The organism is Roseibacterium elongatum DSM 19469, assembly GCF_000590925.1.
Classification (GTDB): domain Bacteria; phylum Pseudomonadota; class Alphaproteobacteria; order Rhodobacterales; family Rhodobacteraceae; genus Roseibacterium; species Roseibacterium elongatum.
Genome location: NZ_CP004372.1, coordinates 346,123 through 369,585 on the forward strand (window position 1 = coordinate 346,123; position 23,463 = coordinate 369,585).

Genomic DNA, 23,463 nt, shown 5'->3' on the forward strand with positions numbered 1-23,463 from the left:
GGCAGGCGCGGCGGGATCGGTGCGGGCGCGTCGCGCAAGGCTTGCCAACCCCGCCCATCCCCGGTTTTCTGTCATCCGGTCAAAATCGGACCGGGGCCGCCCTCTACGCCGCATCGAGGGCCGGACGACCACCCCGACACGGTAGCGCGGCGGATGACATCCATGGCGATCCGGTTTCTGCTGAATGGCGAGGCACAGGTGGTGGAGGCCGACCCGACGGTCACGCTGCTGGACTGGCTGCGCGAGGCGCGTCGCCTGACCGGCACCAAGGAAGGCTGCAACGAGGGCGATTGCGGTGCCTGCACGGTGATGGTGACGGATCAGGGTGGCGCACGGGCGCTGAACGCCTGCATCCTGTTTCTGCCGCAACTCGACGGCAAGGCCGTGCGCACGGTCGAGGGGATCGCGGGGGCCGACGGCACGCTGCACCCGGTGCAACAGGCGATGATCGACCATCACGGGTCGCAATGCGGGTTCTGCACGCCGGGCTTCGTCGTCTCGATGGCGACCGCGCATCTGAACGGGCGGACGGATCACGACGACCAACTCGCCGGGAATCTCTGCCGTTGCACGGGCTATGCGCCGATCATCCGCGCCGCCGAGGCCGCCGCGGACGCCCCCGTGCCCGCCTGGATGCACGAGGATCTGGCCGCGCTGTCGGATGCGCCCGCAGCGGAAACGCCCTTCATTCCCCGGACCTCGGACAATCTGGCCGAGTGGTACGCGGCCAACCCCGAGGCGACGCTGATCGCCGGGGCAACCGATGTGGGGCTGTGGGTGACCAAGGGGTTGCGCGACCTGTCCCCCGTGGCGTTTCTGAACCAATGCGAGGATTTGAAAGGGATTGTTGCCAATCAGGAAACAATCTGCGTCGGCGCGATGACCACCCTGGCCGAGTTCGGAGCGTTCATTGCCGACCGACACCCGAGCCTGGCCGAGATGATCCGCCGCTACGGCTCGGTCCAGGTGCGCAATGCCGCGACCATAGGGGGCAATATCGCCAATGGGTCGCCCATCGGGGACAGCCCGCCAGCGCTGATCGCGCTGGGGGCCACGCTGCATCTGCGCGAAAGGGGGGGACCGGGCGCAGCCTGCCGCTGGAGGAGTTCTTTGTCGATTACGGCAAGCAGGACCGGGCGCCGGGGGAGTTCGTCGAGGCCGTCAGTATTCCGGTCCAGCCCGACGCGGTACGGGTCTACAAACTGTCGAAACGGTTCGATCAGGACATTTCTGCCGTCTGCGGTGCGTTCAACATCGTGGTCGACGGGGGCACCGTCACCGCCGTGCGCATCGCCTTTGGCGGCATGGGGGGGACGCCGAAACGCGCCGCCCGTGTGGAGGCGGCCCTGACCGGCCAGCCGTGGACCGAGGCGACGATCACCGCCGCCCTGCCCGCATTCGCGCTGGATTACACCCCGATGAGCGACATGCGCGCCTCGGCCGCCTACCGGCTGGAGACAGCGCAGAACATGCTGTGGCGGGCCTATCACGACAGCGCGGGCGTGCCCGCCTCGGTGCTGGGGGTGCGGCCATGAGCGTGCACAAGCCCCTGCCCCATGACGCCGCCCGCCTGCATGTGACGGGCGCGGCGCGCTATGTCGATGACATCCCGACACCGGTCGATTGCCTGCACCTGGCCTTTGGCCTGTCTACGGTGGCGAAGGGGCGGATCACGGCGCTGGATCTGGACGCTGTGCGCGCCGCCGAAGGGGTTGTCGCGGTCCTATCTGCCGAGGATCTGAGCCCCAACCCCGATTGCAGCCCGTCAAACCATGACGAGCCGCTCTTGTCCGACGGCACGATCCATTATGCGGGCCAGCCGATCTTCCTTGTCGCGGCGACCTCGCATCTGTTGGCGCGCAAGGCCGCCGCGAAGGCCCGGATCGAGATCGCGGGAGACACGCCGATCCTGACCATCGACGAGGCGATAGCCGCCGACAGCCGCTTCGAGGACGGGCCGCGCATCTATGCCAAGGGCGATGTCGAGGCCGCTCTGGCCCGTGCGGCGCATGTCGTCGAGGGGCGCATCGAGATCGGAGGGCAGGAACATTTCTACCTCGAAGGGCAATCCGCCCTCGCCCTGCCCCAGGAAGGCGGCGATATGGTCGTGCAGTCCTCGTCCCAGCACCCGACCGAGATCCAGCACAAGGTGGCCGATGCGCTGGGGGTCCCGATGCATGCCGTCCGGGTCGAGGTGCGCCGCATGGGCGGCGGGTTCGGCGGCAAGGAAAGCCAGGGCAATCACCTGGCCATCGCCTGCGCGCTGGTGGCCGCGCGCACCGGGTGCCCCGCCAAGATGCGCTATGACCGCGACGACGATTTCGTCGTGACAGGCAAACGCCACGATGCGCGGATCGCCTATCGCGCGGGGGTGGATGCCGAAGGGAAGATCACGGGCATCGATTTCACCCATTACATCCGCTGCGGCTGGGCGATGGACCTGTCGCTGCCGGTGGCCGACCGGGCGATGCTGCATGCCGACAATGCTTACCTGTTGCCGGCGGCGCGGATCACCTCGCACCGGCTGAAGACCAACACGCAAAGCGCCACGGCGTTTCGCGGCTTTGGCGGGCCGCAGGGGATGGTGGGGATCGAGCGGGTCATGGACCATATCGCCCACAGCCTTGGGATGGACCCGTTGGCATTGCGCCGCCTGAATTACTATGCACCGGCCAAGGGGACTGCGAAGGACGGCGAGGCCGCCGTTGCGACACCGGGCGGGCGGCTGGACACGGCCGATCTGGCTGGGCGCGGCTCGGTCAAGGTCGAGACCGGCGCAGGCCATGCCAAGCGCTTTGGCGGGGCGCATTCGCCGGTGCCAAGTGTGGAACTCGGCAACACGACGCCCTATGGCATGAAGGTCGAGGATTTCATCCTGCACCCGATGACCGAGGCGCTGGCCGATGCGTGCGATTACGAAGGACGCCGCGCGCAGGTGGCAGAGTGGAACGCCGAAAACCCGGTGCTGAAACGCGGCATCGCGATGACGCCGGTGAAATTCGGCATCTCCTTCACCCTGACCCACCTGAACCAGGCGGGCGCGCTTGTGCATGTCTACCAGGACGGCTCGATCCACATGAACCACGGCGGGACCGAGATGGGACAGGGCCTGTTCCAGAAGGTGGCACAGGTGGCCGCCGACCGGTTCGGCGTGGGGATGGACCGCGTGAGGATCACGGCCACCGATACGGGCAAGGTGCCCAACACCTCGGCCACGGCGGCCAGTTCCGGCAGCGATTTGAACGGCATGGCCGTCAAGGCCGCCTGTGACGAGATCCGGGGCCGGATCGCCGGTGTGGTGGCCGAGGAATTGCAGGCCGACCCGGCCAGCGTGGTGTTCGAGGACGGTCAGGTGGTTGCGGGCGGGGCCTCGATGCCCTTCGACGAGGCGGTGAAGCGCACCTACATGGCGCGCGTCAGCCTGTCGGCGACGGGGTATTACAAGACGCCCAAGATCGCGTGGGACCGGATCAAGGGACAGGGGCGGCCGTTCTTCTATTTCGCCTATGGCGTCGCCTGTTCCGAGGTGGTGATCGACACGCTGACCGGCGAGAACCGGGTGCTGCGCACCGATATCCTGCATGATGCGGGCGCCTCGCTGAACCCGGCGCTGGACATTGGGCAGATCGAGGGCGGGTTCGTCCAGGGCGCGGGCTGGCTGACAATGGAGGAACTGGTCTGGGACGATGCGGGCCGGCTGCGCACCCATGCGCCCTCGACCTACAAGATCCCGGCCTGTTCGGATCGCCCCGAGCTGTTCAACGTCGCGCTTTGGGACGATCCGAACCGCGAGGACACGATCTATCGCTCGAAGGCCGTGGGCGAGCCACCCTTCATGCTGGGGATCAGTGTGTTTTCAGCGCTTGGGAACGCCTGCGCGGCCTGCGGCCCGCAGTTTCCCGACCTGCAAGCCCCCGCCACGCCCGAGGCCGTGCTGGCCGCCGTCAAGCGGGCCAAGGGCGCGGCGTGAGCGGCATTCGCGTCACGGTGACGGGCACGCGCGGGTCCGCCCCGCGCGAGGTCGGGGCGGCGATGCTGGTCTTTGCGGACAGGACCCTTGGGACGATCGGTGGCGGCGCGCTGGAATGGCAGGCGATGGACATCGCCCGGCGCATGATCGCCGACGGTGAGGCGCGGGCGGAACGCACCATCGCGCTTGGCCCCGCGCTTGGCCAGTGCTGCGGCGGGGTGGTCACGCTGCGCTTCGAGACGGCCGAGGGGATCGACCCGCCCCCCGGCGTGCCCCTCTGGGTCTGGGGCGCGGGACATGTGGGGCGCGCCATCGTGGCGACCCTCGCCCCGCTGCCCCATGTCGCGATCACCTGGATCGACACGGCAACCGACCGCTTCCCTGCGGAAATCCCCCACGACGTCACGCGCCTGATCGCCGCCGAGCCACCGCGTGCGATGGCCCATGCACCGGTGCAGGCGCATCATCTGATCCTGACCTACAGCCACGAGATCGACCTCGCGCTATGCCATGCGGCGCTGACCCACGGGTTCGCGCGGTGCGGGCTGATCGGCTCAGGAACAAAATGGGCGCGATTTCGCACGCGCCTTGGCGCCTTGGGGCATGCAGATGCTGAAATTTCGCGCATTGACTGCCCGATTGGCGACCCGAGCCTGGGGAAACACCCCCAGGCCATTGCCGTTGGGGTCGCTGCAAGGCTACTGAAAGGGCAAATGCACAAGGATTCGGCAGAACGGCCGGACGGGGGACATCAGGGGACATGAAGGGACGCCACCTTTGAGCGCACTCCTTGAGATCAAGGGGCTGACCAAGGCCTATCCCGGCGTCGTCGCGAATGACGACGTGTCCTTCGCGATTCAACCGGGCGAGGTGCATGCCCTGCTGGGCGAGAACGGCGCGGGCAAATCCACGCTTGTCAAGATGATCTACGGGCTGGTACGGCCCGATGCCGGGACGATGACGCTTAACGGCGCGCCCTATGCCCCGAGCGAGCCGCGCGCCGCCCGCGCCGCAGGCGTGGCGATGGTGTTCCAGCATTTCAGCCTGTTCGAGGCGCTGAGCGTCGCCGAGAACATCGCGCTTGGCATGGAAAACCCACCCAAACCGCGCGACCTTGCGCAGCGCATCCACGATGTCAGCCGCGCCTATGGCCTGCCGCTCGACCCCGCGCGTCTGGTGGGCGACCTCAGCGCAGGGGAACGTCAGCGGGTCGAGATCATCCGCTGCCTTTTGCAGGACCCCAAGCTGCTGATCATGGACGAGCCGACCAGCGTTCTGACCCCGCAAGAGGTCGAGATCCTGTTTCACACCCTGCGCAAGCTGTCGTCCGAGGGCACGGCGATCCTCTATATCAGCCACAAGCTCGAGGAGATCCGCACCCTGTGCGACGCGGCAACGATCCTGCGGCTGGGCAAGGTGGTGGGCGAGTGCACCCCGCGCGAGGTGTCGGCGGCGCAGATGGCCGAGATGATGGTGGGCAAATCGCTCAGCCAACCGGCGCGGGAAACGGCCGAACCGGGCAAAGTGTTGTTGACCGTCGCGGGCCTGTCGCTGGAGCCGACCAGCCCCTTCGGCACGCCGCTGCGCCATGTGGGCCTCGAGGTGCGGGCGGGCGAGGTGCTGGGCATCGGCGGTGTCGCGGGAAACGGGCAGGATGAATTGCTGGCCGCGCTGTCGGGCGAGCGGCGCAGCGCACCGGGCGCGATCGAGTTCAAGGGCGCGCCCATCGGCGACACGGACCCCGAGGCGCGGCGCAAGCTGGGGCTGCTCTGCGCGCCCGAGGAACGCCTGGGCCATGCCGCCGCCCCCGACATGAGCCTGACCGAGAATGCCGTGCTGACGGCGCGCACCCGCAAGGCGCTGGATCGCAACGGCTTTGTCGGCTGGGCCAAGGCGCGAGGCTTTGCCGAGGATATCATCGCGCAGTTCGACGTGCGCACCCCCGGCCCGGACGTGGCCGCGCGCGCACTGTCGGGGGGGAACCTGCAGAAATACGTGATCGGGCGTGAGATCCTGCAAGACCCTGACGTTCTGGTGGTGAACCAGCCCACATGGGGCGTGGATGCCAGCGCGGCCGCCGCGATCCGGCAGGCGCTGCTGGATCTGGCGCAGGGTGGTGCTGCGGTGATCGTCATCAGCCAGGATCTGGACGAGTTGCTGGAAATCTCGGACCGGTTCTGCGCGCTGAACGAGGGGCGGCTGTCGGCCCCGCGCCCGGCACGCGACCTGTCGATGGAGGAGATCGGCCTGATGCTGGGCGGGGCCCATGACATGCACGAGGTGGAGGCCGCGCCATGATCCGCCTTGAAAAACGCCCCACGCCCTCGCGCTTCTGGACGCTATCGACCCCTGTCATCGCCGTCCTGCTGACCATGATCGCGGGCGGGCTGATGTTCGCGGCCCTCGGGCAGGACCCGGTCGAGGCGATCCGCGTCATCTTTTGGGACCCGCTGTTTCACCCGCAATTCGCCAGCTATTCGCGGCCGCAACTGCTGGTGAAAGCCGGGCCGCTGATCCTGATCGCCATCGGCCTGTCGCTGGGGTTTCGCGCGGGCATCTGGAATATCGGGGCCGAAGGGCAGTACATCATCGGTGCGATCTGCGGCGCGGCCTTTGGCCTGGCGCTCTACCCGTCCGAGAATGTCCTGATCTTCCCTGGCATGGTCATCATCGGTGCGCTTGGCGGCTGGGCCTGGGCGATGATCCCCGGCGTTCTGAAAACGCGGTTTCGCACCAACGAGATCCTCGTTTCGCTGCTGCTGGTTTACGTGGCCGAAGCGATCCTCGCCTCGGCCGCGACAAGCTGGTTGCGCAACCCCGAGGCGCGCGGCTTTCCGGGCAGCCGCAACCTGGCCCGTCATCCCGGCACCGACAATCCCGAACTGATCGCAGGCACGGGCATGCATTGGGGCGTCGTCGCCGCCTTCATCGCCGTGATCGGGGCCTACGTGCTGCTGAACCGTCACGTGCTGGGTTACCAGATCAAGCTGGCGGGCCAGGCCCCCGCGCCGCGCGCTTTGCCGGGGTCGAGCCTGCGCGCCTGGTGCTGCTGTGCCTTGGGGTGTCGGGCGCAATGGCCGGCATCGCAGGCCTGTTCGAAGTGTCGGGGCCCGCGGGCCAGATCAGCATCGATTTCAACTCGGGCTACGGGTTCACCGCGATCATCGTGGCCTTCCTGGGGCGGCTGCATCCGGTGGGCATCCTGATGGCGGGGCTGTTGATGGCGCTGACCTATATCGGCGGTGAACTGGCGCAGCTGATGCTGGGCGTGCCCGCCCCGGCGATCCAGGCTTTCCAGGGGATGCTGCTGTTCTTCCTGCTGGCACTCGACGTTCTGTCGAATTTCCGCATCCGCTTCGGCACGGGGAGGGCCGCCGCATGAGCATCGACCTTGTCGCCCTGATCGTGGCGCTGATCACCGTCTCCACGCCTGTGCTGCTGGCCGCGATCGGGGAATTGGTGGTCGAGAAATCGGGCGTCCTGAACCTGGGCGTCGAGGGGATGATGATCACCGGCGCGGTGGTGGGGTTCATCACCGCGGTCGAGACCGGATCGCCGATGCTGGCCTTTTTGGCCGGTATGGGGGGCGGCATGGCGCTGTCGCTGATCTTTGCCGTCCTGACGCAGGTGCTGCTGTCGAACCAGGTGGCGACGGGGCTTGCCCTCACGCTCTTCGGGCTTGGCCTGTCGGCGCTGCTGGGGGTGGGCTATCCCGGTGCCAGCGTCCCGTCCGTGGCCGATCCGTTCCCCGCCGCGATGGCCGAGATCCCGGTGATCGGCCCGATCCTGTTCGGCCATTCGCTGATCACCTACCTGTCGGTCCTGCTGGTCGCGGGCGTCTGGTATGTGCTGGCCCATACGCGCACCGGCCTGATCCTGCGCGCCACCGGAGAAAGCCACGAGGCCGCTCATGCCCTGGGCTACAAGGTGGTGCGCATCCGCATCCTCGCCATCCTGTTCGGGGGCGCCTGCGCGGGCCTTGGCGGGGCCTTCCTGTCGGTGGTGCGCGTGCAGAACTGGATCGAGGGGATGACGGCGGGCGCGGGCTGGATCGCGCTGGCGCTGGTGGTGTTTGCCAGCTGGAAACCGTGGCGTGTGCTGTTTGGGGCCTACCTGTTCGGCGGCATCGCGGCGCTGCAACTGCGCCTGCAAGCCGCCGAGATCGGTGTGCCCGTCGCGCTGCTGGATGCCTCGCCCTACCTCGTGACGATCCTCGTGCTTGTCCTGATTTCGTCGGACCGCTCGCGCGCGGCACTGAATGCGCCTGCAGCCCTTGGCCGCGTCTTCCACGCCTCGAGCTAGACTTGACCATGCCCCCTGTCCCGTCACCAAGACAAAAGCGAAAGGCTGACCCATAGCGCCCATGCATCGCAGCGACATCATCGAGATCCTCGACGGCACGCATCCGCGTGTCGGTCGGCGCGTGGCGCTGGCGATCTATGCGCTTATCGTGATCTCGGCCGTGATCATCGCGCTGGAAACCCTGCCCGCGCTGTCGCCCGAGTTTCGACAGCTGCTGCGCTGGGGCGAGGCCGCGATCCTGGCGCTGTTTGCGGTGGAATACGTCACGCGGCTGATCTGCTCGCCCCGGCCACAGCATTACGCGGTCAGTTTCTGGGGCATCATCGATTTCATCGCCATCGTGCCGGCGGTGCTGTTCCTGTTTCCCGATCTCATCACGGTCCGCGCGCTGCGGCTTTTGCGCCTTGTGCGCCTGCTCAAGCTGTTCAAGGCGAACCGGGCGCTCGACCGGATCGCGCGCGCCTTCGAACAGACCAAGGCCGAGCTGCTGATCTTCAGCTTCGTCTCGACCGTGATCCTGTATCTCGCCGCCGTCGGCATCTACCATTTCGAGCGCGAGGCACAGCCCGAGTTCTTCGGCTCGATTCCCGCCAGCCTGTGGTGGGCGCTCTCGACGCTGACCACGGTGGGCTACGGCGATGTCTACCCGGTCACCACGGGCGGGCGCATCTTCACCGGCTGTGTTCTGCTGGTGGGCCTCGGCGTCGTGGCCGTGCCCGCCGGCCTGATCACCGTGGCCCTGATCGAACAGACGCACGAGGAACAGGCGGCACGGGCCGCCCGACCCCCGCAAGACGAAACCCCGCAATCCAACACGGAGGATGAACTGACATGAAATCCATGACCAAACTGCTGGCCAGTGCCGCACTGGCCACCGCGACCTTGACGGGCGCGGCCATGGCCCAGGACGATCCGTTCGAGATCGGCTTTGTCTATGTCGGCGCGACGGGCGATTACGGCTGGACCTACGAACACGACCAGGGCCGACAGGCCGTCGAGGAGCATTTCGGCGACGCGGTCGAAACCACCTTTGTCGAGAACGTCCCCGAGGGCGCCGATGCCGAGCGCGTGATCACCCAGATGATCCTGGGCGGCGCCGACATGATCTTCACCACCTCCTTCGGCTTCATGGACGCCACCAACAATGTCGCGGCCCGCTTCCCCGACGTGTATTTCGAGCATGCCACTGGCTATCGCCGTGACACCCCCAACGTCTCGACCTACTCGTCGCGCTTCTACGAAGGCCGCGCCGTGATCGGCCATATCGCGGGTCATCTGACCGAAACGAACACGATCGGCTACATCGCCTCCTACCCGATCCCCGAGGTCATCCGCGGCATCAACTCGGCCTTCCTGCACGCCCGCGAGGTGAACCCCGATGTCGAGATGCGCGTCGTCTGGGTCTACACCTGGTTCGACCCGGCCGCCGAGGCCGACGCCGCCCAGGCCCTGATCGATGCGGGCGTGGACGTGCTGATGCAGCACACCGACTCGACCGCGCCGCAAACCGTCGCGCAAGAGGCCGGCATCCTGTCCTTCGGCCAGGCCTCCGACATGATCCAGTTCGCACCGCGCCCGCGCGTCGCCTCGATCATCGACAACTGGTCGCCCTATTATATCGAGCGCGTCGGTGCCGCGATGGACGGCACCTGGGAAAGCACCGACACCTTTGGCGGCATCGACACCGGGATGGTCGTGATCGGCGAAATGACCGAGGTCATTCCCGAAGACGTCCGCGCCTCGGCCCAGGCCATGATCGACGCGATCGGGGCGGGCGAGTACCACCCCTTCACCGGCCCGATCAATCGCCAGGACGGCACCGCCTGGCTGGCCGAGGGTGAAGTGGCCGATGACGCAACCCTCATCGGCATGGATTTCTATGTCGAGGGTCTGACCGGCGAAATCCCGAACTGACCCCGGCAGCGCGTTCACACAGGCAGAAAGGCCCGCGCCCGTCGCGGGCCTTTTTTGGGTCCGGGCACGCGCCGCCGGCTGTCGCGCAGCCCCGCCCCATCTTTATCCCTCAAATATGCAACGGCGCGACAGCGCCGGCGTCGCAAGGGGCTCGATGCCCCGCGTGGCGCGCCCAGCCCCCCTTGCAACGCCCCACATCCCATGCAACCAGACTGAAATGGATTATGATTTCGTGATCATCGGCGGCGGTATCGCCGGCACCTCGGCCGGCGCGCGCCTGTCCGAACTGGGGCGTGTTCTGGTGCTCGAGGCGGAACCGGCGCTGGCCTATCACGCCTCGGGCCGGTCCGCTGCGCTTTTCGAGGAAAACTACGGCCACCCGGTCACGGTCGCGCTCAACCGCGCCTCGCGCACCGAGCATGAGCAAATCGATGGCGGGCTGCTGTCGCCGCGCGGGTTGATGGTGCTGGCCGGTCCGGGGGACGAGGGCCGTTTCCCCGATGATGTCGCCACGATGGAGCTTGAGGAAATCGATCTCGACGCCGCCTGCGATCTGGTGCCGATCCTGAACCGCGACCATGTACGTCGCGCAGCCTGGCATGACGCGGCGTGGGATATTGACACCGACCGTATGGTGCAGGTCTTTGCCAGACAGATCCGCGCCCATGGCGGCAGCGTCCAAACCAACGCCCGCGTCACCCAGATCGCCCGTCAAAAGAAGCTTTGGCATGTCAGCGTGGGCGATGAAACCCACGCGGGCGCAACGATTGTGAATGCCGCCGGGGCCTGGGCGGATCGGATCGCGACCATGGCAGGGATCGCGCCGATCGGCCTGCGTCCCCTGCGCCGGTCAATGGCGCGCATGCCCGCGCCGGGGGGGCATGACGTTTCGCGCTGGCCGATGCTGATCGGGGTGGGCGAGACATGGTATGCCAAGCCCGACGCGGGGGCCTGGCTGGTCTCGCCGGCCGAAGAGGACCCGGTGACCGAACCCCACGACGCCTGGGCCGACGACATGGTGCTGGCCGAAGGCATTGCGCGCTATCAGCCCTTCGTCACCGAAGAGGTCACGCGCCTGACCGCGAGTTGGGCCGGGTTGCGCAGCTTTGCGCCCGACCGCTGCCTGGTGATCGGCCCCGAGCCGGGACGCCGCGATTTCCTGTGGTTTGCCGGTCAGGGCGGCTACGGGTTTCAGACCGCGCCCGCCGCCAGCCGCCTTCTGGCGGACCTAGTCGCCGGACGCATGCCGGAACTGGGCCCCGAACTCGTCGCCGCACTGTCGCCGGCAAGATTGCGCCCGGTCGGGAATCCCCGCGCTTGAAGCGCGACCCCGAACCGATAGGTTGACCCACGACATCCGACTCAAGGGAGACCCCCCGATGACCATCCGCCTGATCCTTGCCTCGGCCGTTGCCCTGGCCCTGCCCATGGCCGCCAACGCCCAATCCGCGCTGGAGCGTTTCGAGGTGCTAAACGAACAGATCGAAACGCTTATCTTTGAGGCGATGGCTGCTCAGACACCTCAACTTGTGGGCAACTTGCCCGCACCTGAATGGAACCAAGCAATGCGGGTCGCTGGCGAATGCTTCTTGGACGGTGTCCGCGATGAAGTCGGCGATGAAGGCGTCAATACGTTGCTAGACAACATGGAGGCAGCGATGCAAGGAGTTGACGCTACTTCGTTGATGCAAGAAAGCGGTGCTTTTCAGCCGACATTACCTGACGGTTTGTCCGATCAGCAGCTGCAAAATATCGACAGCGAATGTGGTCTCAACCAAGCCTTGATGATGCGTTTTGCGGAGTCCGGTGCGTTTTCTGTCATAATGGAAAGCGGTCAATAAGGCCGACCCATGACCCGCGAGCGATCTGCACCGGGCGAACTGCCCGGTGCCGCAGGCTCGGACGATGCGCGCCTGTCGGCGCCCTCGGCCCTGCGCAACCGCGATGCGATCCTGGACCACCTGACGCGCTTTGCGCCGGCCCGCGGCCGCGCGCTTGAGATCGCCTCGGGGACGGGCGAACACATCGTGCGTTTTGCCGCCGCCACCCCCGGCCTGATATGGCAACCGACCGATCCCGACCCGGCGCGGCGTGCCTCGATCACAGCCTGGGCAGAGGCCGAGGGTGTGGCGAACATGCTGCCACCCCGCGACCTTGACGCCGCGCGTCCCGGTTGGGGGACCGAGATGGGGCCGGTCGAGGTCATCTTCCTGTCCAACCTGCTGCACCTGATCTCGACCCCGGCCGCCGAAGGCGTGCTGACCGGCATCGCCCAGGCGCTGGCCCCCGGCGGCGTCGCGCTGATCTATGGCCCGTTTCTGCGCGACGGCACGGCCACCAGCGACGGCGATGCGGCCTTTGACGCGCGGTTGCGCGCCCAGGACCCGGCGATCGGCTACAAGGACGTGATCTGGGTGCTGTCCTTTCTGGTGGATCGCGGGCTGCGCGTGGTCGACACCGTGCGCATGCCCGCCAACAACCTGCTGCTGGCGGTCGAGCGTGTTTGACACCGGTCAAAGTTGACGGGGCAAAGGGCTGTTAAAGGCCGGCCATCCTTATCCTTTTCGTGATGGAGTCCCCCGAAATGACATGGACCGACAAGGCCAAAGACATGCGCAACGATCTGCGCGCGCTAAACCGCACCATTCCCGACGCGACCAAGGGGTTCGGCACCCTGTCCAAAGCGGTGAAGGAAAACGGCGTTCTCGACCTGAAAACCAAGGAATTCGTAGCCCTTGGCATCTCGATCGCGGTGCGCTGCGAGCCCTGCATCATCTTTCACGTCGAGGCCGCGATCAACGCCGGCACCACGCGCGAGGAACTGGGCGATGTTCTGGCCATGGCCGTGCAGATGGGCGGGGGCCCGTCGCTGATGTATGCCGCCAAGGCGCTGGCGGTCTATGACGAGATGACCGGCACCTGATCGGCGGCGGCCCATAGGCGCGCAAACCGAAGGGGGGAACAGAGGGTGCGCGCGCAAAGGCCCTAACGCAAGGAAACTGTTCGCAATTCCCGGCGCGTCCCGTATGGTCGCGCCGGGATTTCCGTTTTGAGGGATGTTTGCATGGCCGTGACCGACGCGTTTGCCCCCGAGGGTCTTTTTGCAGTCCTCGAAGAGGCCGGCCCCCTTGCAGAGCTTGCGCGCCGCCCCGTGCCGCGCGGCACAAGGCTGATCGCCGAGGGGACCGAAGCGCGCGCCATGTACCTGGTCGAGACCGGGCGGTTCCGCGTCGAGCGCGACGGCATCCCGCTGGCCGAAATCGGGGCGGGCGGCGTGCTGGGCGAGATCGCGTTTTTCACCGGCCAGACCCGCAGCGCCGATGTGATCGCCGCGCGCGACTCGGTCGTCGTGGAGATCGACCGCGCCACCTATGACGCCCTGTGCGACGCGGTGCCCGACCTTGCCCATGCCATCAGCGCGGAACTGGCACGGCGGCTTGCCGCCACCTCGGCGCGCGTGGTGCCCGATCCGGGGCGCCCCCCGGCCCGGACCTTCTGTCTCGTTCCGGCCGCGCACGCCCCCCTGCCCGCGCGTTTCGTGCCGGAACTTGCCAAGGTGATCGGCACCTATCACAGCGTCGCAACGGTGACCGAGGCGGATTTCCGGGCGGCCCTGCCCGCCGGGACCGCCCCCGACAGCCCCGAGGCGATCACATGGCTGAACGCGCAGGAACGCGCCGCCGATATCGTCCTGTTCGTCGCCACCCCCGAGGCCGAGGAGTGGTCGCGCGCCGCGCTGAAACAGGCCGATCAGGCGGTGATCGTGGCACAGGCCATCCGGTTCGAGCCGCCCTCGCAACTCGAGGCGATGGCACTCGATCTGTTGCCGCAGGATCAGAGACGCCTCGTGCTGATTCATCCGCACCGAATGCAGCACGCCACCGGCACGGCGCGGTGGCTGGACTCGCGCCCCGTCTTTCTGCATCACCACGTCGCCCTGACCGATGACGCCGAGGATATCGCGCGGCTTGGGCGGTTTCTGTCCGGGCAGGCCATCGGCATGGTGCTGTCGGGCGGCGGGGCGTTCGGCGTCGCGCATGTGGGCATCTGGCGCGCCCTGCGCGAGGCGGGCCTGCCGCTGGATATTGTCGGGGGCACCTCGGTCGGGGCGGCAATGGCCGGGGCCATCGCCCTGGATGTCCCCCCCGAAGAGATAGGCCCGCGCGTCGAGGACATTTTTGTCCGGTCAGGGGCGATGCGGCGCGTCACGGTCCCGAAATACGGGTTTCTGGATCACAAGGTGCTGGATGCCGCCCTGCAGAAGCATTACGGCGACGATCCGATCGAGGATCTGTGGCTGCCCTATTACGCCGTGGCCGCCGACCTGTCGGCGATGGACAAGATCGAGATCCGGCGCGGCCCCTTGTGGGAGGCCGTGCGCGCCTCGTCCGCGATCCCCGGGATCCTGCCGGCCTTTTTCACCAGCGCCGGGCAGATGCTGACCGATGGCGGCTGCATCGACAACATGCCGTTTCGCACCATGCACCGGCTCAAGACCGGCCCGAACCTGGTGTCCAATGTCCAGAAGGAAACCGGCACCCGCTATCATGTGGATTACGCCAAGCTGCCCGGCCGGGCCGAGTTGCTGAAACGCACGGTGATGCCTTTCGGCAAGGGGGCGCCCCGCGCGCCGGGCGTCATTTCCACCGTGATGCGCAGCCTTCTTGTCGGGCAGTCGGACATGCTGAAGGCGATGAACCCGACCGACCTGATGCTCAGGCCCCCGGGCCTGAAAGGGGCCGGGTTCCTGGCTTGGAACCGGCATCGGCTGTTCTACGAGATGGCGTATCAATTCGCGACCGACACCTTTGCCGAGCTCGAGGCCGCGGGCGATCCGGCCTTTGCCGCGCTGACGACGGCGGCGCGACCGGGCTGATCAGAGCAGGACGAACAGCAGGGCGGAACTGAGCGCGAGCGTGATGGTCAGCGGCACGCCATGGCGCCGTTCGACCCGGCTGCGGCTGAGGGCGTTACCGACAAAGGACACGGAAAACAGGATGGCGAAGGCCCCGAGGGCCGGGCGCAACACGTCCCGCGGCAGGCCCATCTGGGCGATGTCGCCCGCCTGCAAGGCGACCGCGACGCCGAACACCGCCAAGACCGCCACGGCAAGGCTGCCCAGCCGCAGCGCGGGCGGCAGGACGCGCCGCGCCCCGCCCCACGCCATGTTGCCCCAGGGCGTCCCGAGGGCGAGGGCAATCTGGAACAGCGCCAGCCAGCCAAATCCCGCGAGGGCGAAATATGCAATGATCGTCACCATGCCGCCCCGATAGCACGGGCGGCGACGGCGTCACATGCGACCCTCAGCCATCCTTGCGGATCGCGGCATTGGTCGGATCGTAGGGGCTGTCCTGAACCACCTCGGCCTGCCACGGCTGGTCGAACATCCGCACCTTCAACCTGGTCCCCACCTCGGCCAGATCGGGCCGCACATAGCCCATGCCGATGGATTTGCCGAACGCCACTGAATAACCGCCCGAGGTCAGGCGGCCCACCTTGGTGTCGCCGTCATAAAGCGCCTCGCGCCCCCAGGGGTCGGCACCCTCGGGCCCGTCGATCAGCAGGGTCACGCATTTCGACCGGATTCCGGTGTCCAGCATCGCGGCCTTGCCGTGGAACGCCTTGTCGAGATCGACGAACCGGTCGAGACCCGCCTCGAGCGGCGTGGCGTCCCGGCCCAGTTCGGTGCCGAAGGCGCGGTAGGATTTTTCCTGCCGCAGCCAGTTCTGCGCCCGCGCGCCCACCGGTGTCAGCCCGTGCTTTTCGCCCGCCGACATCAACTGGTCCCACAGGTAATTCTGCATCTCCATCGGGTGGTGCAACTCCCACCCCAACTCGCCGGTATAGGCCACGCGCACGGCGCGCACCGGGCACATGCCCAACTCGATATTGCGCATGGACAGCCACGGGAAACGCTTGTTCGACAGCACCGTATCGGGGTCGGCATCCTTGACGATCTCGCGCAGCACGTCGCGCGATTTCGGCCCGGCGATGGCGAAGACGCCCCATTTTGTGGTGACGTTCTCGATCCCCATCCAGTTGTCGGGGCCGGCATTGGCGGCCCACCAGTCTTCCTCGGCCTTGCTGAGGAAATCGCTGTCATAGGCCTCCCACGCGCCGGCGGAGATGAGGTAATAGTCATCCTCGGCCACGCGGACGATGGTGTATTCCGTTCGCGTCGTACCCGCGGCGGTCAGGGCATAGGTCAGGTTGATGCGCCCGACCTTGGGCAGCTTGTTGGTGGTGAACCAGTCGAGAAACGGGGTCGCGCCGGGGCCGAACACGCGATGCTTGGCAAAGGCGGTCGCGTCGATCAGGCCCGCCCCCTCGCGGATCGCGCGGGCCTCGGCCTTGGCGTATTGCCACCATCCGCCACGGCGGAAGCTACGGGCGTCGTGATCGAAACTGTCGGGCGCATCCAGCGGCCCGTAGTAGTTGGGCCGTTCCCACCCGTTCACGCAGCCGAACTGCGCCCCGAGCGCCTTTTGCCGATCATAGGCCGGCGCGGTGCGCAGCGGGCGGCAGGCCTCGCGCTCTTCGTCAGGGTGGTGAAGGATGTAGACGTGTTCGTAGCATTCCTCGTTCTTGCGGGCGGCATACTCGGTCGTCATCCAGTCGCCGTAGCGTTTGGGGTCAAGCGACGCCATGTCGATCTCGGCCTCGCCCTCGACCATCATCTGGGCGAGGTAATAGCCGGTGCCGCCGGCCGCCGTGATGCCGAAGCTGAAGCCCTCGGCCAGCCACATGTTGCGCAGGCCCGGCGCGGGGCCCACCAGCGGGTTGCCATCGGGGGTGTAGCAGATCGGGCCGTTGTAATCGTCTTTCAGGCCCACCTCTTCCGAACTGGGCAAGCGATGGATCATCGACATGTATTCCTCTTCGATCCGCTCCAGGTCGAGCGGGAAAAGATCGGCGCGGAAACTGTCGGGCACATCGTAGAGAAAGCGCGCGGGCGCGTTGCGCTCGTAAGGGCCAAGGATCCAGCCGCCGCGTTCCTCGCGCACGTACCACTTGGCGTCGGCATCGCGCAGAACCGGGTGCTCGGCGTTGCCGTCCTTGCGCCAGGCGACAATGGCGGGGTCGGGTTCGGTCACGATAAACTGGTGTTCCACCGGGATCGCGGGGATCTTGATGCCCAGCATCCGCGCGGTGCGCTGCGCGTGATTGCCGGTGGCGGTGACGACATGCTCGGCCGCGATGACGATGGTCTCATCGGTCGGGATCAGGTTGCCGCCCTTCTCGCCCATCTTCGTGCAGGTGACCTTCCAGTGATCGCCCGCCCAGTCGTAGCCATCGACCTGCCACTTGCGCTCGATCATCACGCCGCGCTGGCGCGCGCCCTTGGCCATGGCCATCGTGACGTCGGCGGGATTGATGTAGCCGTCGGTCGGGTGGTAGATCGCGCCCTTCAGATCCTCGGTCCGCACCAGTGGCCAACGCGCCTTGATCTGATCGGGCGTCATCCATTCATAGGGGATGCCCACCGTCTCGGCGGTCGAGGCATAAAGCATGTATTCATCCATGCGGTCCTGCGTCTGCGCCATGCGCAGGTTGCCCACCACGGCAAAGCCCGCGTTCAGCCCGGTCTCTTCTTCCAGCGTCTTGTAGAACTTCACGCTGTAGTCGTGGATGTGGCTGGTTGCATAGGACATGTTGAACAGCGGCAAGAGGCCCGCGGCATGCCAGGTGGAGCCGGAGGTCAACTCGTCGCGTTCCAGAAGCATCACGTCCTCCCACCCCGCGCGCGCGAGGTGATAGGCGATCGAGGTGCCGACGGCACCGCCGCCGACGACAAGGGCTTTGACCTGGGTCTTCATCTTGGGCCGCTCCGAGCAGGGAATCCGCGTCTGACCCTACCTGCCCGAGCGCGGAAGAAAACGCCTCGCCCAATCGACACAATGTCGCGCGAAAGCGACATGGACGTCGCCATTGCCGGGCTCAGCCCGCCACACTGCGCCGCATCAGGGCCAAGGCTCCCCACAGCAGCAGCGCGGGCAGCACCACCATGCGCAGCGCGAAGATGCCGATGATGGTCAGGGAGGCGCGGAACAGATCATCGGCCTCGTCCAGAAAGACCTGGGCGGCGGCCAGATACCGCTGGCTCGACTCGAACGCGGCACCGACCCCGTCCCCCATGCCATCCACCCAGTCGCCAAGACGCTGGAACACCCCCGCACCCGGGTTGCCCGCGTCAGCCGCATCGGGGACATCAGAGGCGCCTGCGCCAATGAGGATATTGGCCTCCTCCGTCATACTGCGCAGATCCGCCATGGCGGTCTGCCATTGCGGTTGCGTCACCACCTCGCCAAGGTTGACGCCCAGCGCGAACACCAGCGGCAGGATCAGCCCAAGCGTCGCCCCGACCCGCTCGGCCTGACGGCCATAGGGCAGAAGCCCATCGGCGCGTTCCGGGAAAAGCAAACGACCCACCCGAGCCAACAGGCCCAGCCCCAACAGGATCAAGCCGATGGACGCCACCGGCGCCAACCCGACCGAGGCCAGCGCCGCCCCGGCGGCCACGGTGAAGACCACGCTGGCCACCCGTTCGACCGTGTCATCCACGGGTTCCAGGACCTTCAGCGGTTGCAGGCTGGCCTGCGCCCCAAGCGATGCGCCAAGTTCGATATCCTGCGCGACCGAAAGGGCGGCGTTGATGGCCCTCAACGAGATATAGACGGTCGCCGTGGACAGCGCGATCTCTTCGGCCGCGGCCTCGGCGGGGTGAATGGCCGGGTTCCAGGTGCCGCGTCCCAGCAATCCCGCGACCCCGATGGCCAAGGCCAACAGCCCGGCAATCGCGACGAGGATCGCCCGCCGCGTCACAGCATGCTCGGGACGACCATGTCGGGGGCGCGGTGGCCATCGGCGAAGGTCTTGATGTTGATCAGCACCTTCTCGCCCATCTCGATGCGCCCCTCGCGCGTGGCCGAGCCCATATGCGGCAAGAGCACGACATTGGGCAATTCACGCAGGCGCGGGTTCACCTCGCGGCCCTTTTCGAACACGTCGAGGCCCGCGCCCGCAATCTCGCCCGCGCGCAGCATGCGGGTCAGGGCGTTTTCGTCGATCACCTCGCCGCGCGAGGTGTTCACGATCACCGCTTCGGGTTTCAACAGCTTGAGGCGCCGCGCGTTCATCAGGTGAAAGGTCGACGGCGTGTGCGGGCAGTTGATCGAAATGACGTCCATCCGTGCGATCATCTGATCGAGACTTTCCCAATAGGTCGCCTCGAGCGCGCCCTCGACATCCGCGTGCAGGCGGCGGCGGTTGTGATAATGCACCTGCATGCCAAAGACCTGGGCCCGCCGCGCGACGGCCTGCCCGATCCGCCCCATGCCCAGAATGCCAAGGCGTTTGCCGGCCACGCGCCCGCCCATGAAGGCCGTGGGGGACCAACCCGTCCAGTTGCCCGACTGCATGATCGCCATACCCTCGGGCACGCGGCGCAGCACCGACAGGATCAGGGCCATGACCATATCGGCCGTGTCATCGGTCATCACGCCCGGCGTGTTGGTCACCAGCACCCCGCGCTGCCGGGCCGTCGATACGTCGATATGGTCCACCCCGGCGCCGTAATTCGCGATCAGCTTCAGACGCTCGCCCGCCTGCGCCAGCATCGCGCCATCGATCCGGTCGGCGATGCAAGGCACCAGAACGTCGGCCCGGCTCATGGCGGCGACAAGCTCGCCCTTGGTCATGGGATGGTCGTCCTCGTTCAACTCGACATCGAACAATTCCTTCATCCGTGTCTCGACCGCTTCGGGCAACCGTCGCGTAACGACAACACTCAGGCGCTGACTGGGCATGGCCACCATCCCTTCTCTGGCATTCGGGCGTTGCCCGTGACACTCTCCGATCCGACCGGGGGGTGCAAGGCATCACTCCGAACCCGCGACGCATGCGGCAAAAAAACCAGCACTTGCATGGACCTCGCGTCAAAGAACGGGGCCACGCCAAGGAGGCAGAGAGCGTGACGAGATTTCGCAGGATGGCGGCGATCGGGATCGCCGTGTGTCTGGGCATGGCCAGCCCCCCGCCTGTCAGCGCGCAGGACGCCGGCGCGCAAGGCAGCCGCTTTCCCCCCGCCATTCAACCCATGCTGCGCCCCGAGGCGACGCCCGCCGCGGCCGAGGCGACGGCGGTCCGCGCGACGCCGCAGCGCACGGGCCCTGTCACCGGCTTTCCCATGCCGCGGTTCGTGTCCATGGGCGCCTCCGAGGGGAATGCCCGCCGGGGACCGTCGCGCAGCCATCGCATCGACTGGGTGTTCCAGCGACGTGGCATGCCGGTGATGGTCGTGGCCGAGCACGGACACTGGCGGCGCGTGGTGGACCGCGACGGCGCGGGTGGCTGGATGCACTATTCGCTGCTGTCGGGGGTGCGCACCGCCATCGTCGAGCAAGACATGCTGTCGCTTCATGCGCGGCCCGACCCCGCCAGCCCCGTGCGCGCCCGCGCCGAGTTGGGCGTGATCGGCCGGTTGCGGGAATGCCAGCCCGACTGGTGCCTGATGGAGGTGGCCGGCTACCGTGGCTGGGTGCGCAGTGCCGCGCTTTGGGGTGTGGAGCCGGGCGAAAGCTTCGACTGAACACGGCACGGTCCGACAGTTGAAAAAACCGGGCCGCCTGATCCTGCCGGGGGGCGGCCCTTTCTGTCGGGTGGCGTGTCGGATGTTGTCCTCAGGCGGCGTCCAACAGCCCGCGCCCTTTGAGCAGCGCCTCGACCCCCGGCATGCGCCCCCGAAAGGCGGTGTAGAGCGCATCCGCCTCGGCCGAGCCGCCAGCGGACAGAACATGGTGTTCCAGCTTGGCGGCGAGGGTGGCGTCGAACGGGTCGCCGACCTCTTCGAAGGCGGCGAAGGCGTCGGCATCCATCACCTCGGACCACATGTAGCTGTAATAGCCGCTGGAATAGCCGTCACCGGCAAAGACATGGGCGAAATGCGGTGTCGCGTGGCGCATGCCGATGGCATGCGGCATCCCGATCCGCGCCAGCGTTTCGGCCTGTGCCGCCATCGGGTCGGCGGGGGCGGCCCCATCGTGGAAATCGAGATCGACCAGCGCGCTGGCGACATATTCGACCGTCTGAAACCCCATGTCATAGGTCTGTGCCGCAAGCAGCCGATCCAGCAGATCGCGCGGCATCGCCTTGCCCGTTGTCGCGTGGCGGGCGTGTTTTTCCAGCACCTCGGGCACTTCCAGCCAGTGTTCATACAGTTGGCTGGGCAGTTCCACGAAATCGCGCGCGACGGACGTGCCGCTGATCGAGGCATAGGTCACATCCGACAGCATCTGGTGCAGCGCGTGGCCAAACTCGTGGAACAACGTGCGCGCGTCGTCATAAGACAACAGCGCCGGGTCGCCCTTGGCGAAGTTGCACACGTTCACCACGATGGGCCGCACATCGCCGCCCAGTTTTTTCTGGCTGCGCATGGCCGAACACCACGCGCCCGACCGTTTCGACCCGCGCGCGAAATAATCTCCGATGAACACCGCCATGTGCTGGTCGTTGCGCATCACCTCCCAGGCCCGCGCGTCGGGATGGTAGAGCGTCACGTCGAGCGGGCGGAACTCCAGCCCGAACAGCCGGTTCGCGCAATCGAACGCCGCCTCGATCATCGCGTCGAGTTGGAAATAGGGCTTCAGCTCGGCCTCATCGAGGTCATGCTCGGCCAGCCGCCGCTTTTCCGCGTAATAGCGCCAATCCCACGGTTCCAGCGGGCCGTTCACCCCATCCTCGGCCATCATTTTCGCCAGGATATCCGCATCGGCCTCGGCCGCGGCCTTGGCCGGTGACCAGACGGCCATCAGCAGATCGCGCACCGCCTCGGGCGTTCCGGCCATCTCGGTTTCCAGCTTGTAGGCCGCGAAACTGTCATAGCCGAGCAGTTTGGCGCGTTCGTCGCGCAGGGCCAGGACCTCGGTCGCGATGCCCCGGTTGTCGGTCTCGCCCCCGTTCATCCCGCGCGCGGCCCAGGCCCGGTAGGCTTTCTCGCGGAGGTCGCGCCGGGGCGAGAATTGCAGGAACGGGACGATCAGCGACCGCGACAGGGTCACGACCGGACCCTCGGCGCCCTTTTCCGAGCCCGCCGCGCGTGCGGCGGACACGACGAAATCGGGCAGCCCCTCAAGGTCGTCTTCGGTCAGCTCCATGAACCAGCCTGCCTCATCGGCCAGCAGATTCTGCGTGAATTCGGTGCCCAGAACCGACAGGCGGCTTTTTACCTCGGTCAAACGGTCTCGCGCGGCCCCTTCCAGCGCCGCGCCCGACCGCACGAACCCGCGATGGGTCAGGTAGAGCACGCGCATCTGCTCGGCGCTCAGGCCCAGGTCGTCGCGGCGCTGCCACAGGTCGTCGACCCGGCGGAACAGCGCGGTGTTGTTCACGATTTCCGAGGAATAGGCCGACAGTTTCGGCGCGAAGTCGCGCTGCAATTCCTGCCGCTTGGGGTTCGAGTCCGACCCGGCGAGGTTGAAGAACACGCCCGCCACCCGATCGAGCGTCGCGTCGGCCAGTTCCAGCGCCTCGATCGTGTTGGCAAAAGTCGGCGGCGCGGGGTTGTCGGCGATGGCGCGAATGGCGGCACGCCCGTCGTCCAGCGCGGCCTCCATCGCTGGGGCGAAATGGGAATCCTCGATCTGGCCGAAGGGTGGCAGATCGAACGGCGTATTCCAGTCGGTCAGTAGCGGATTGGTCAGATCGGTCATGGCGGCAAACTCCTTTGCCCCCAACATAGGCGCCCGTCGCGGCGGCGACGAGCGCCCATGACCGATTTACTCGACGGTGACCGTGATCCGGTCGCTGGTTACGGGTGGCGTATGCGGAACGTGGTTCATGTCGCCCAGAACCAGTTGCAGCGTGTGCTCGCCCGGTTGCAGATCCAGCGTCACCTCGGTCTGGCCGGCGCCGAAATGACGGTGATTGTCGTCGGCGGGCAGCGGGTAGAGCAACTCTTCCTCGCCGTCCGGGCCCTCGCCCAGGGGCGCCCGGTCCACCAGCAGGTGATGATGCCCGGTATGTTCGGCATCGGTGCCCGCGGGCGCGACACCCATGCCGCTCAGGCCGAACCGCACCGTCAGGGGCGAGGAGACGGTCGCGCCGTCCTCCAACCCGATGAAATAGACCTCGGCCCCCTCGGGGGCGGGCATGCCCTGCCCGAAGGCGGGGCTGGCGACAGCAAGCAGCGATGCGATGAGAATATGTTTCATGGCTGATCCTCCCTTTACCCTTGGGAAGCTAGGGGGCCGCGACAGAAAGTCACGCCCGGAATTTTCCGC

General features: G+C 67.0%; 18 protein-coding genes and 2 pseudogenes. 14 read left to right on the plus strand and 6 right to left on the minus strand.

The features are described from left to right. The first annotated feature begins 162 nt into the window (after positions 1-162). From xdhA to ROSELON_RS01765, 13 genes and pseudogenes are all read left to right on the plus strand, one after another. A pseudogene (gene xdhA, locus ROSELON_RS01705) lies at positions 163-1,535 on the plus strand (xanthine dehydrogenase small subunit). Further along, entirely contained in the window at positions 1,532-3,970 is a 2,439-nt protein-coding gene (xdhB, locus tag ROSELON_RS01710; protein ID WP_025310727.1) for a xanthine dehydrogenase molybdopterin binding subunit, read from the plus strand. Before xdhA ends, xdhB begins: the two are co-directional and overlap by 4 nt. Beyond that, positions 3,967-4,734, plus strand: coding sequence for a xanthine dehydrogenase accessory protein XdhC (gene xdhC / locus ROSELON_RS01715; RefSeq protein ID WP_025310728.1), 768 nt, complete (start codon positions 3,967-3,969; stop codon positions 4,732-4,734). The genes xdhB and xdhC overlap by 4 nt, the downstream gene beginning before the upstream one ends. 13 nt (positions 4,735-4,747) lie before the next feature. After that, positions 4,748-6,268, plus strand: coding sequence for an ABC transporter ATP-binding protein (locus ROSELON_RS01720; protein ID WP_025310729.1), 1,521 nt, complete (start codon positions 4,748-4,750; stop codon positions 6,266-6,268). Continuing rightward, a pseudogene (locus ROSELON_RS01725) lies at positions 6,265-7,352 on the plus strand (ABC transporter permease). Before ROSELON_RS01720 ends, ROSELON_RS01725 begins: the two are co-directional and overlap by 4 nt. Further along, positions 7,349-8,272, plus strand: coding sequence for an ABC transporter permease (locus ROSELON_RS01730; protein WP_025310730.1), 924 nt, complete (start codon positions 7,349-7,351; stop codon positions 8,270-8,272). The pseudogene ROSELON_RS01725 and the gene ROSELON_RS01730 overlap by 4 nt, the downstream one beginning before the upstream one ends. A gap of 61 nt (positions 8,273-8,333) precedes the next feature. Then, the gene (locus tag ROSELON_RS01735; protein WP_025310731.1) at positions 8,334-9,107 is read left to right on the plus strand and encodes an ion transporter; all 774 of its coding nucleotides are present in this window, start codon (positions 8,334-8,336) and stop codon (positions 9,105-9,107) included. Further along, positions 9,104-10,186 (plus strand): BMP family ABC transporter substrate-binding protein, encoded by a 1,083-nt coding sequence (locus ROSELON_RS01740; RefSeq protein ID WP_025310732.1) that lies wholly within the window; start codon positions 9,104-9,106, stop codon positions 10,184-10,186. Before ROSELON_RS01735 ends, ROSELON_RS01740 begins: the two co-directional genes overlap by 4 nt. A 217-nt stretch (positions 10,187-10,403) precedes the next feature. Next, the gene (locus tag ROSELON_RS01745) at positions 10,404-11,507 is read left to right on the plus strand and encodes an NAD(P)/FAD-dependent oxidoreductase (protein ID WP_025310733.1); all 1,104 of its coding nucleotides are present in this window, start codon (positions 10,404-10,406) and stop codon (positions 11,505-11,507) included. A gap of 58 nt (positions 11,508-11,565) precedes the next feature. Continuing rightward, positions 11,566-12,027 (plus strand): hypothetical protein, encoded by a 462-nt coding sequence (locus ROSELON_RS01750; RefSeq protein WP_025310734.1) that lies wholly within the window; start codon positions 11,566-11,568, stop codon positions 12,025-12,027. Positions 12,028-12,036: 9 nt separating this feature from the next. Continuing rightward, positions 12,037-12,693 carry a DUF938 domain-containing protein gene (locus ROSELON_RS01755; protein WP_025310735.1) on the plus strand — a complete coding sequence of 219 codons (657 nt, stop codon included), beginning with the start codon at positions 12,037-12,039 and terminating at the stop codon, positions 12,691-12,693. A 77-nt stretch (positions 12,694-12,770) separates the two neighbouring features. Beyond that, positions 12,771-13,109: a carboxymuconolactone decarboxylase family protein gene (locus tag ROSELON_RS01760; protein ID WP_025310736.1), complete on the plus strand. Its 339-nt coding sequence runs from the start codon at positions 12,771-12,773 to the stop codon at positions 13,107-13,109. A gap of 141 nt (positions 13,110-13,250) precedes the next feature. After that, on the plus strand, positions 13,251-15,062 hold the full coding sequence (locus ROSELON_RS01765) for a patatin-like phospholipase family protein (RefSeq protein ID WP_025310737.1): 1,812 nt from the start codon (positions 13,251-13,253) through the stop codon (positions 15,060-15,062). On the opposite strand, the gene ROSELON_RS17230 is transcribed toward ROSELON_RS01765, so the two are convergent. From ROSELON_RS17230 to ROSELON_RS01785, 4 genes are all read right to left on the minus strand, one after another. Further along, a complete protein-coding gene (locus ROSELON_RS17230; protein ID WP_025310738.1) occupies positions 15,063-15,446 on the minus strand; it encodes a hypothetical protein in 384 nt (127 codons plus the stop codon). Positions 15,447-15,489: 43 nt separating this feature from the next. Then, positions 15,490-18,003: a GcvT family protein gene (locus ROSELON_RS01775; RefSeq protein ID WP_025310739.1), complete on the minus strand. Its 2,514-nt coding sequence runs from the start codon at positions 18,001-18,003 to the stop codon at positions 15,490-15,492. Positions 18,004-18,124: 121 nt separating this feature from the next. Beyond that, positions 18,125-19,009 carry a hypothetical protein gene (locus tag ROSELON_RS01780; RefSeq protein ID WP_025310740.1) on the minus strand — a complete coding sequence of 295 codons (885 nt, stop codon included), beginning with the start codon at positions 19,007-19,009 and terminating at the stop codon, positions 18,125-18,127. Beyond that, the gene (locus ROSELON_RS01785) at positions 19,006-19,992 is read right to left on the minus strand and encodes a 2-hydroxyacid dehydrogenase (RefSeq protein ID WP_025310741.1); all 987 of its coding nucleotides are present in this window, start codon (positions 19,990-19,992) and stop codon (positions 19,006-19,008) included. Before ROSELON_RS01785 ends, ROSELON_RS01780 begins: the two co-directional genes overlap by 4 nt. Positions 19,993-20,282: 290 nt before the next feature. On the opposite strand from ROSELON_RS01785, the gene ROSELON_RS01790 reads away from it, so the two are divergent. Then, positions 20,283-20,774 (plus strand): SH3 domain-containing protein, encoded by a 492-nt coding sequence (locus ROSELON_RS01790; protein ID WP_038650708.1) that lies wholly within the window; start codon positions 20,283-20,285, stop codon positions 20,772-20,774. Between the two features lie 91 nt (positions 20,775-20,865). Here ROSELON_RS01790 and ROSELON_RS01795 read toward each other — a convergent pair whose 3' ends face one another. After that, a complete protein-coding gene (locus ROSELON_RS01795) occupies positions 20,866-22,884 on the minus strand; it encodes a M3 family metallopeptidase (RefSeq protein ID WP_025310743.1) in 2,019 nt (672 codons plus the stop codon). Between the two features lie 75 nt (positions 22,885-22,959). Then, the gene (locus ROSELON_RS01800; RefSeq protein WP_025310744.1) at positions 22,960-23,394 is read right to left on the minus strand and encodes a DUF4399 domain-containing protein; all 435 of its coding nucleotides are present in this window, start codon (positions 23,392-23,394) and stop codon (positions 22,960-22,962) included. Positions 23,395-23,463: the final 69 nt, after the last annotated feature.

Bases quoted from the DNA above. Each gene is read 5' to 3' on its own strand.
- xdhB (WP_025310727.1), top strand. From the start codon at position 1,532: ATGAGCGTGCACAAGCCCCTGCCCCATGACGCCGCCCGCCTGCATGTG.
- ROSELON_RS01730 (WP_025310730.1), top strand. From the start codon at position 7,349: ATGAGCATCGACCTTGTCGCCCTGATCGTGGCGCTGATCACCGTCTCC.
- ROSELON_RS01735 (WP_025310731.1), top strand. From the start codon at position 8,334: ATGCATCGCAGCGACATCATCGAGATCCTCGACGGCACGCATCCGCGT.
- ROSELON_RS01740 (WP_025310732.1), top strand. From the start codon at position 9,104: ATGAAATCCATGACCAAACTGCTGGCCAGTGCCGCACTGGCCACCGCG.
- ROSELON_RS01745 (WP_025310733.1), top strand. From the start codon at position 10,404: ATGGATTATGATTTCGTGATCATCGGCGGCGGTATCGCCGGCACCTCG.
- ROSELON_RS01750 (WP_025310734.1), top strand. From the start codon at position 11,566: ATGACCATCCGCCTGATCCTTGCCTCGGCCGTTGCCCTGGCCCTGCCC.
- ROSELON_RS01755 (WP_025310735.1), top strand. From the start codon at position 12,037: ATGACCCGCGAGCGATCTGCACCGGGCGAACTGCCCGGTGCCGCAGGC.
- ROSELON_RS01760 (WP_025310736.1), top strand. From the start codon at position 12,771: ATGACATGGACCGACAAGGCCAAAGACATGCGCAACGATCTGCGCGCG.
- ROSELON_RS01765 (WP_025310737.1), top strand. From the start codon at position 13,251: ATGGCCGTGACCGACGCGTTTGCCCCCGAGGGTCTTTTTGCAGTCCTC.
- ROSELON_RS17230 (WP_025310738.1), bottom strand. From the start codon at position 15,446: ATGGTGACGATCATTGCATATTTCGCCCTCGCGGGATTTGGCTGGCTG.
- ROSELON_RS01775 (WP_025310739.1), bottom strand. From the start codon at position 18,003: ATGAAGACCCAGGTCAAAGCCCTTGTCGTCGGCGGCGGTGCCGTCGGC.
- ROSELON_RS01785 (WP_025310741.1), bottom strand. From the start codon at position 19,992: ATGCCCAGTCAGCGCCTGAGTGTTGTCGTTACGCGACGGTTGCCCGAA.
- ROSELON_RS01790 (WP_038650708.1), top strand. From the start codon at position 20,283: ATGCTGCGCCCCGAGGCGACGCCCGCCGCGGCCGAGGCGACGGCGGTC.
- ROSELON_RS01800 (WP_025310744.1), bottom strand. From the start codon at position 23,394: ATGAAACATATTCTCATCGCATCGCTGCTTGCTGTCGCCAGCCCCGCC.